General features: G+C 63.6%; 9 protein-coding genes. 4 read left to right on the top strand and 5 right to left on the bottom strand.

The window, feature by feature from the left end; genetic code table 11:
* Positions 1–62 precede the first annotated feature (62 nt).
* A complete protein-coding gene (gene serA, locus V7Q53_RS06670; protein WP_333827689.1) occupies positions 63–1,658 on the bottom strand; it encodes a phosphoglycerate dehydrogenase in 1,596 nt (531 codons plus the stop codon).
* Between the two features lie 65 nt (positions 1,659–1,723).
* On the bottom strand, positions 1,724–2,878 hold the full coding sequence (locus V7Q53_RS06665) for a phosphoserine transaminase (RefSeq protein WP_333827687.1): 1,155 nt from the start codon (positions 2,876–2,878) through the stop codon (positions 1,724–1,726).
* A 153-nt stretch (positions 2,879–3,031) separates the two neighbouring features.
* Between V7Q53_RS06665 and serB the strand changes: the two genes are divergently transcribed.
* The gene (serB, locus tag V7Q53_RS06660) at positions 3,032–3,907 is read left to right on the top strand and encodes a phosphoserine phosphatase SerB (protein ID WP_333827685.1); all 876 of its coding nucleotides are present in this window, start codon (positions 3,032–3,034) and stop codon (positions 3,905–3,907) included.
* Positions 3,908–3,924: 17 nt separating this feature from the next.
* Here the strand turns inward: serB and V7Q53_RS06655 are convergent, their stop codons facing one another.
* Together V7Q53_RS06655 and V7Q53_RS06650 are read right to left on the bottom strand one after the other, a co-directional pair.
* Positions 3,925–4,629 carry a winged helix-turn-helix domain-containing protein gene (locus V7Q53_RS06655; protein ID WP_333827683.1) on the bottom strand — a complete coding sequence of 235 codons (705 nt, stop codon included), beginning with the start codon at positions 4,627–4,629 and terminating at the stop codon, positions 3,925–3,927.
* Positions 4,601–4,888: a hypothetical protein gene (locus tag V7Q53_RS06650; RefSeq protein ID WP_333827682.1), complete on the bottom strand. Its 288-nt coding sequence runs from the start codon at positions 4,886–4,888 to the stop codon at positions 4,601–4,603. Before V7Q53_RS06650 ends, V7Q53_RS06655 begins: the two co-directional genes overlap by 29 nt.
* 276 nt (positions 4,889–5,164) lie before the next feature.
* Between V7Q53_RS06650 and V7Q53_RS06645 the strand changes: the two genes are divergently transcribed.
* The 3 genes from V7Q53_RS06645 to V7Q53_RS06635 all read left to right on the top strand — a co-directional run bounded on the left by V7Q53_RS06645 (position 5,165) and on the right by V7Q53_RS06635 (position 7,858).
* Positions 5,165–5,875 carry a hypothetical protein gene (locus tag V7Q53_RS06645; protein WP_333827681.1) on the top strand — a complete coding sequence of 237 codons (711 nt, stop codon included), beginning with the start codon at positions 5,165–5,167 and terminating at the stop codon, positions 5,873–5,875.
* 129 nt (positions 5,876–6,004) lie between these two features.
* Positions 6,005–6,640 carry a ribonuclease HII gene (locus V7Q53_RS06640; RefSeq protein WP_333827680.1) on the top strand — a complete coding sequence of 212 codons (636 nt, stop codon included), beginning with the start codon at positions 6,005–6,007 and terminating at the stop codon, positions 6,638–6,640.
* A 108-nt stretch (positions 6,641–6,748) separates the two neighbouring features.
* Positions 6,749–7,858, top strand: a complete 1,110-nt coding sequence (locus tag V7Q53_RS06635; protein WP_333827679.1) for a site-specific DNA-methyltransferase — start codon at positions 6,749–6,751, stop codon at positions 7,856–7,858.
* Positions 7,859–7,940: 82 nt separating this feature from the next.
* Here V7Q53_RS06635 and V7Q53_RS06630 read toward each other — a convergent pair whose 3' ends face one another.
* Positions 7,941–8,129, bottom strand: a complete 189-nt coding sequence (locus V7Q53_RS06630) for a hypothetical protein (RefSeq protein WP_333827678.1) — start codon at positions 8,127–8,129, stop codon at positions 7,941–7,943.
* Between the last annotated feature and the right edge of the window lie 28 nt (positions 8,130–8,157).

The following is an 8,157-nucleotide window of genomic DNA, read 5'->3' as shown; positions in this document are numbered from 1 at the left end:
TACGCTGGGGGGTGAATTGGCGAAGCCAAGAGGGGGCAAAGCCCCCCTTTCCGCCGACTCTCTCAGGCCACGTCGAACTGCATCGGGCGGACCTGCCGGAACATGCCGGTATTGCGCAGCGTTTCCACCACCTTCGGATCAATCGCCTGATCAAGATACAGAAGCGCAATCGCATCCTGACCCACGCCTGAGCGGCCAAGGGTAAAGTTGGCGATGTTCACGCCGTTCTTGCCCATGGTATTGCCCAGAAGGCCAATGATTCCCGGCACATCCTCGTTTGTGGTGTAGAGCATGTGTGCGCCGATCTCGGCGTCGATATTGATGCCCTTGATCTGGATGAAACGCGGCTTGCCGTCGCTGAACACCGTCCCGGCGACAGAGCGTTCGCGCGTGTCGGTGACCACGGTCAGCTTGATGAACGCATCAAATACGCCCGATTTTTCCTGCCGCGTGGTCGAGATCTGGACACCGCGCTCCTTGGCGATAACCGGGGCCGAAACCATGTTCACATCCGGGTTCGCAGCCTTCATCACGCCCGAAATGACAGCGCAGTTCAGCGCCTTGAGGTTCATCTCGGCCACGGCCCCGTCATAAAGCACGTTGATGGCGCGGATCGGCTCGTCGGTCAGCTGACCCACGAAATCACCCAGATGGCCCGCCAGTTTCAGCCACGGCCCCATCACCGCAGCCTCTTCGGCGGTGACCGAAGGCATGTTGAGCGCGTTCTGCACGGCGCCGGTCAACAGGTAGTCTGACATCTGCTCAGCCACCTGAATGGCGACGTTTTCCTGTGCCTCGGTGGTGGATGCACCCAGATGCGGGGTCACCACCACATTCGGCAGGTTGAACAAGGGCGATTCGGTGGCCGGTTCCACGGCGAACACGTCAAAGCCCGCACCCGCCACATGGCCGGATTTCAGCGCCTCTGCCAGCGCCGCCTCATCGACCAGCCCGCCGCGCGCGCAGTTGATGATCCGCACGCCCTTGCGGGTCTTGGCGAGGTTCTCGGCATTCAGAATGTTGCGAGTCTTGTCGGTCAGCGGGACATGCAGGGTGATGAAATCAGCCCGCGCCAGCAGCTCGTCCAGCTCCACCTTCTGCACACCCATGGCCTTGGCGCGTTCATCCGACAGGAAGGGGTCATAGGCCACGACCTTCATCTTCAGCCCCAGCGCCCGGTCGCAGACGATACCGCCGATATTGCCCGCGCCGATCACACCCAGCGTCTTGTTGAACAGCTCGGCACCCATGAAGCGGTTCTTTTCCCACTTGCCGGCGTGGGTGGAGGTCGATGCCTCGGGCAACTGGCGGGCAACGGCGAACATCATGGCGATGGCGTGTTCGGCGGTGGTGACCGAGTTGCCGAAGGGCGTGTTCATGACAATCACACCGCGTTTGCTGGCAGCGGGGATATCGACATTGTCCACCCCGATCCCGGCGCGGCCGATGACTTTGAGGTTGGTGGCCTTCTCCAGAATCTTCTCGGTCACTTTGGTGGCTGAGCGGATGGCAAGGCCATCATACTGACCGATGATTTCGGCCAGCTTTTCCTTGTCCTTACCCAGATCGGGCAGGTAATCCACCTCAACCCCACGGTCGCGGAAGATCTGAACGGCGGTTTCGGAAAGTTTGTCGGAAACGAGAACGCGGGGCGCCATGTGCGGGCTCCTTATGCATGGTTTTGGTGGCCCCCGCAGGCGTCGCGGGGGCCGGGATAAGGGGGTCAGGCCGCTTGCAGCGCGGCGATCTCGGCCTCAAAGGCCCATTCGATCCAAGGCATCAGCGCGGCCACATCAGCGGTTTCCACTGTCGAGCCACACCAGATACGCAGGCCGGGAGGGGCATCGCGGTATGCGCCGATATCCAGCGCCACGCCTGCCTGCTCCAGCCGCTTGGCAACACCCTTGGCGAAAGCTGCGCCATCGGTGATGCGCGGATCGGTGAACTTGACGCAAACCGAGGTTGTCGAGGCAGTCGCCGCATCTTCGGCCAGATTGGCGATCCAGTCGCGGGTGGCGATGAAATCCCACACCGCCTGCGCATTGGCATCGGCGCGGGCAACCAGCGCTTTCAGGCCACCAAGGCTTTGCGCCCATTTCAGCGCAACCAGATAATCCTCAACCGCCAGCATCGAGGGCGTGTTGATGGTCTCGCCCTTGAAGATACCCTCAATCAGCTTGCCGCCCTTGGTCATGCGGAAAATCTTGGGCAGTGGCCATGCGGGCGTGTAGCTTTCCAGCCGCTCAACGGCCCGCGGTGACAGGATCAGCACGCCATGCGCACCCTCGCCGCCCAGCACCTTCTGCCAGCTGAAGGTCACCACATCCAGCTTGTCCCACGGCAGATCCATGGCAAACGCGGCTGAGGTGGCGTCGCAGATCGTCAGCCCCTCACGGTCAGCCGGGATGGCATCACCATTCGCCAGCCGCACGCCTGAAGTGGTGCCGTTCCAGGTGAACACGACATCGCGGTTGAAATCGACCTCGGCCAGATCAACGACCTGCCCATAGGGCGCCTTGCGCACCGTGGCGTCCAGCTTCAGCTGTTTGACTACATCGGTCACCCAGCCTTCGCCAAAGCTTTCCCATGCCAGCATCTCGACCGGGCGGGCGCCCAGAAGCGACCACAGCGCCATTTCCACCGCGCCGGTGTCCGAGGCGGGAACGATGCCGATGCGGTAATCCGCAGGCACACCCAGCACCGAGCGCGTCAGCTCGATGGCCTCGGCCAGCTTGGACTTGCCCACGGCAGCACGATGCGACCGGCCCAGCGGGGCGTCGGCAAGCATATCCAGCGAAAAGTTGGGGATTTTGGCACAAGGGCCAGAAGAGAAACGCGGATTTGCCGGCCGCGCGGCCGGGGTCTTGAGGTCTGACATGCTATCCTTCCAGATAAACGCTCCTCATTGGGGAGGAGTGTCCCACCGCCGCAGATACGGCGCGCGCGCCTCTGGAACAAGAGGAAAAATTGCACTAAGGCGGCGTTTGAACGCACAAAAGCGACGCCCCTGTCCACGATCGGAAACAGCCAGATGTTTGTCGTCACTCTTCTTGCCAACCCCGCGCGCCCGGTTCTGGAGCCAACCCTTGTCGAATCTTTGCGCGATGCATGGGGCGGCGGTGTGGCACGCTGGCTGAACCCGGGCATCGCGGCAGAGTTCGATCTGCCCGCAATCCCCGGCAACCGCTGGCAGGTCTGGGAGGACATGCAACTGCTGGGTGTCGATCTGGCGGTGCAACCGGCTGAGGGGCGGCGCAAGCGCATGTTGCTGGCCGATATGGACAGCACGATGATCCGGCAGGAATGCATCGATGAGCTGGCCGATATGGCCGGTTTCGGCGCAAAGGTGGCGGCAATCACGGCGCGGGCGATGAATGGTGAACTGGCGTTTGAACCGGCGCTGCGTGAGCGCGTGGCGCTGCTGAAAGGCATGGCTGCCAGCGTGATCGACCGGGTGCTGAGCGAGCGCATCACCTATACCCCGGGCGGGCGCGAACTGATCGCTACGATGAAGGCAAACGGGGCCTTCACGATGCTGGTCTCAGGCGGGTTCACGGCCTTCACCGAAAAGGTTGCGGCGCATCTGGGTTTTGACGAACACCGCGCCAACCGCCTGCTGTCCGAAGGTGGCTTTCTGACCGGCACCGTGGCCGAGCCGATTCTGGGCCGTCAGGCCAAGATCGACGCGCTGGAAGAGGCCACCGCCCGGCTGGGAATCTCCGAGGCTGAGGTGATTGCGGTAGGTGACGGGGCGAATGATCTGGGCATGCTGCACCGGGCGGGCGCGGGGGTTGCGCTGCATGCCAAGCCCGTGGTGGCCGCGGAATGCGATCTGCGCATCAACCATGGTGATCTGACGGCGCTGCTGTATCTGCAGGGCTATGCGGTGACGGAATTCACCCGCTAGACGGAACGCCCGGGCGCTCAGATCATCCGCAACACATCCTTGTCAATCGCCAGCACATAGCCCTGCCGCGCGATGTTGCGCACCAGTAGTTCGCTGACAATCTGGTTGCCCAGCGAATCACGCAGGCGCTTGATGCGGGTGGCCCCGGCGGCCTCGTCGCAATCCGATTCGCGCCGCCCGGTGATCACCGATTCCAGCATCGCGCCCGTCAGCATCTCGCCGTCCATCCGGGCCTCGGCCAGCGCGGCAAGGGTTTCCACTGCCGCCTCGGTCAGGTTGAATTCCATATCGTTGAGATAGACCTTGCGCTCGGCCCGGCTGATCACCAGCGATGACACCTGAATCCCCGCCTTCTGCACCTGCGCCAGCCGCCGGTTGAGCGCGATCAGCGCCAGAACCAGCACCAGCGCGGTGATCAGCAGCGCCGTGGCAAAGACCATCAGCACAAAGATCACCGAGCGGTAGCTGACCAGCACTTCGGTAAAGGTGGTGCCGGACTGCGCCAGAATTTCCAGCAGCCGCAGTTCGGCCTGCTCGGTCAGGTTGGCGTTTTCGACGAACAGCCGTTCCACCCGCGCATTATAGGCGTTGGTGTCCGGCAGGTTCTGGAACAGCAGAAAGGCCGCCAGCGCCAGAATGGCAACGATGGCGGCCAGCCCGATGACAATGGCGCGCGAGCCCGCGCGCGTCAGGTCAGAAACGGAGATGGAATTGTCCTGCACGCTCTCTCCTTGAGGGCAATCCCTCGGGTCCGAATGTGGACAATACATCGACCAGAATCCAGCCGTGTTGTTGCAGGCGCGGGCGCAGGCTGCTTGCCGCCGCCTGGGCATCGCCGCAGGCAGAGGCCGGAACCTCGGCCACGCCATAGTGAAAGCGGACCGGGTTGCTTTGCTGGGCGCGGTAATCGGCATAGCATTGGGCCGATGCGGGCAGGGCCAGCAGCAGGGTGGCGGCAAGGATCTGAAGGAACAGGCGCATGGGCGGTGTCCTTGAATAAGCGGGATGTGGCTGGGCGTCTTGTGGCTGAGGGTGAAACTGGCCGCTTCCGCGCTGTTATGCAATATCCACCGCAAATTCCACCGTTTTCCGGAACCGTTATCCAATAACCGGGTTGCGCTATTGCCTGTCAGACGTGGTCGGGCCGACATTGAGCGCCACGGCATGGGACAGACACGCCCTGTGACCGCAACCGCTCGCATCGTCCGATCAGCCCTCCGCTTTCCGATGCGAGCCCCTTTTGAGAAAGGACAGGCGATGACCAATGTTGCTCCCGGCCTGAGTTCCGGCCTTGGTGCGTTCACGCGGAAGGCCTCGCGACGGCTGTTTGCACTTGTCACGGCCGGCGCGCTGGTTCTGGCGGGTCTGAGCGCCACCGCAACCCCCGCGAAATCGGACACCACCGACGATCTGCTGCGCCTCTTTCTGGGCATTGCCGCCGTCGCGGTGATCGTCCACGCGATTGATGACAACCGGACCCCGCGCCATGTCGGCCGCTGGACCCTGCCGGACGACTGCCGCGAGACCGTGCGGATCCGCGGGCGCCATATCGACACCTACAACACCCGCTGTCTGGAGCGCGCCGGATACCGCGGCCTGCCCCAGCATTGCCGCCTCGCCATGCACACCGACCGGGGCCAGCGCCCCAGCTATCTGGCGCAGTGCCTGTATGATGAGGGCTACCACGCCGAGCAGCGCCATTACCGCCCCCGCCCCGAGTATGGCCCGGGCCCGGGCTACCGCCCCCGCCCGGATCGCGGCCCCGGTTATGCCGCCACCCTGCCGCGCGCCTGCGAAATGGTCTACCGCGAAAGCGGGCGGCGCGTTGAAGGCTACGACGGCCACTGCCTTGAAAGCCATCGCCTGTACCAGCTGCCCCGCCACTGCCGCGTCAGCGACCGCTCTGGCCGCCATTATTACAACGCACAGTGCCTGTCGAACGCTGGCTATTACCGCGCGGGCTACTAAGGTTTCCGGTCGCGCCCCTCCCTCGGGCGTTGCCGGAAAACCCGGTCCCCCCAGACCGGGATGAGGGCAGGCCGCAAGGCCTGCCCTTTTTGCTTGTCGCAACCACTGCACGATGGCACATCCCGGCACATGAAAGCCGTGATCCTCCTCCCCGATTTCACCTTTGAACAGGCCGCCATGGCGCGCGGCGCGCGGGCGGTGGCGGGCGTGGATGAGGTGGGAAGGGGCCCGCTGGCCGGGCCTGTAACAGCGGCGGCCGTGGTGCTGGACCCCGCGCGCATCCCGCCGGGGCTGAACGATTCCAAACGCCTGAGCGCCGCGGCGCGCGAGGCGCTGGCGCAGATGATCTGGGCGCAGGCCCGCGTCGCCACCGTCGCCCACGCCAGTGTCGAAGAGATCGACACGCTGAACATCCTTCAGGCCAGCCACCTCGCCATGCGCCGCGCGCTGGCCGCACTCTCCCTGCCGCCTGACCATGCCCTGATCGACGGCAACCGCCTGCCGCGCGATCTGTGCTGCCCGGCTGAAACCCTGATCAAGGGCGATGCGCGCTGCCTGTCCATCGCCGCCGCCTCGATCGTGGCGAAGGTCGAACGCGACCGGATCATGGCCGATCTGGCGCGCGACTGGCCGGGCTACGGATGGGAAACAAACGCCGGATACCCCTCTCCGGCGCATGTCGCAGCCCTGAACCGCCTTGGTGTGACCCCACATCATAGACGTAGCTTCGCGCCCGTACGCAATATCTTGTGTGAAGAAAATTAAATAAGCCCCTGATTCAAAAAGAAATTGACGGCGAATCACGTTTGACTCATCTTAGGGAACAAGAAAGCGCCCGACCCAAACAACAACAGGGCGCAGAACGAGGCAGACATGGCAGTCAAGACACGAACGCAGGAAGCAGCAGTGCTTCCGGTGAACCAGATTATTGCGGGCGATTGCATTGAAGTGATGAACAGCCTGCCTGAGGGCAGCGTTGACCTGATCTTCGCCGACCCGCCCTATAACCTTCAGCTCAAGGGCACGCTGCACCGGCCTGACAACAGCCGCGTCGATGCTGTCGATGACCATTGGGACCAGTTCTCAAGCTTCGCAGCCTATGACCGTTTCACCCGCGACTGGCTCAAGGCCGCGCGGCGCCTGCTGAAGCCCAACGGTGCGCTGTGGGTGATCGGCAGCTACCACAACATCTTCCGCGTCGGCGCCTCGCTTCAGGATGCGGGCTACTGGATTCTCAATGACGTGGTCTGGCGCAAGGCCAACCCGATGCCGAATTTCAGGGGCATGCGTCTGACCAATGCGCATGAGACCATGATCTGGGCCTCCAAATCGGAAGCGGCGAAATACACCTTCAACTATGAGGCGCTGAAGGCGCTGAATGAGGGGGTGCAGATGCGCTCGGACTGGGTGCTGCCGATCTGCACCGGGCATGAGCGCCTCAAGGATGAGAACGGCGACAAGGCCCACCCCACCCAGAAGCCGGAAGCCCTGCTGCACCGCATTCTGGTGGGCACGACCAACCCGGGCGATGTGGTGCTGGACCCGTTCTTTGGCACCGGCACCACCGGCGCCGTCGCCAAGATGCTGGGGCGTGATTTCATCGGCATTGAGCGCGAGGAAGGCTACCGCAAGGCCGCCACCGCCCGGCTGGCAAAGGTGCGCAGGCTTGATGCATCGGCGCTGGAAACCTCAGCCTCCAAACGGGCCGAGCCGCGTGTGCCCTTCGGCCAGTTGGTGGAGCGCGGGATGCTGCGCCCCGGCGAGGTGCTGACCAGCCCGCGCGGCCAGATCGCCAAGGTGCGCGCCGATGGCTCGCTGGTGACGGCCGAACATCGCGGTTCGATCCATCAAGTCGGCGCGGCGCTTGAGGGTGCGCCGTCGTGCAACGGCTGGACCTACTGGCAGTTCAAACGCGAAGGTCAGCTGATCCCCATCGACCTGCTGCGCCAGAAAATCCGCTCGGAAATGGAACAAGCCCACTGAGCGACACGGTTTACCGCCCGCGTCCATGATTGCAAAATCATGGACGCCACTATGCCCCGCCAGCTTTGGCGGGGTTTTTTTGTTATTCAGCGCTGTCGCCGCTGTCTTTCCCGGCCTTGCGCGCGTCGGCAGCCGCCTTCATGCGTGCCAGCAGCTCGGCCTTGGCTTCTGCCGCGCCAAACGGGTTTTTGGCCGTGCCGCGCGCGTTGTGTTCCTTGTGGCGCGGAGCCTTGGCATCCTGCCGCACGCCGCCCGATTTGCCGTAATCCATGATCCGCTTCTCCTGTTTCCGTCTGGCC

This window comes from Pararhodobacter sp. (assembly GCF_036802785.1).
Lineage (GTDB): Bacteria > Pseudomonadota > Alphaproteobacteria > Rhodobacterales > Rhodobacteraceae > Pararhodobacter.
Note: the sequence above shows the minus strand (reverse complement) of the source record. Positions and strands in the feature narration are given on the sequence as shown.

What these genes read in the sequence shown, in the direction of transcription:
- serB (WP_333827685.1), top strand. Translation starts at nt 3,032, where the DNA reads ATGTTTGTCGTCACTCTTCTTGCCAACCCCGCGCGCCCGGTTCTGGAG.
- V7Q53_RS06630 (WP_333827678.1), bottom strand. Translation starts at nt 8,129, where the DNA reads ATGGATTACGGCAAATCGGGCGGCGTGCGGCAGGATGCCAAGGCTCCG.
- V7Q53_RS06645 (WP_333827681.1), top strand. Translation starts at nt 5,165, where the DNA reads ATGACCAATGTTGCTCCCGGCCTGAGTTCCGGCCTTGGTGCGTTCACG.
- V7Q53_RS06665 (WP_333827687.1), bottom strand. Translation starts at nt 2,878, where the DNA reads ATGTCAGACCTCAAGACCCCGGCCGCGCGGCCGGCAAATCCGCGTTTC.
- V7Q53_RS06640 (WP_333827680.1), top strand. Translation starts at nt 6,005, where the DNA reads ATGAAAGCCGTGATCCTCCTCCCCGATTTCACCTTTGAACAGGCCGCC.
- V7Q53_RS06650 (WP_333827682.1), bottom strand. Translation starts at nt 4,888, where the DNA reads ATGCGCCTGTTCCTTCAGATCCTTGCCGCCACCCTGCTGCTGGCCCTG.
- serA (WP_333827689.1), bottom strand. Translation starts at nt 1,658, where the DNA reads ATGGCGCCCCGCGTTCTCGTTTCCGACAAACTTTCCGAAACCGCCGTT.
- V7Q53_RS06635 (WP_333827679.1), top strand. Translation starts at nt 6,749, where the DNA reads ATGGCAGTCAAGACACGAACGCAGGAAGCAGCAGTGCTTCCGGTGAAC.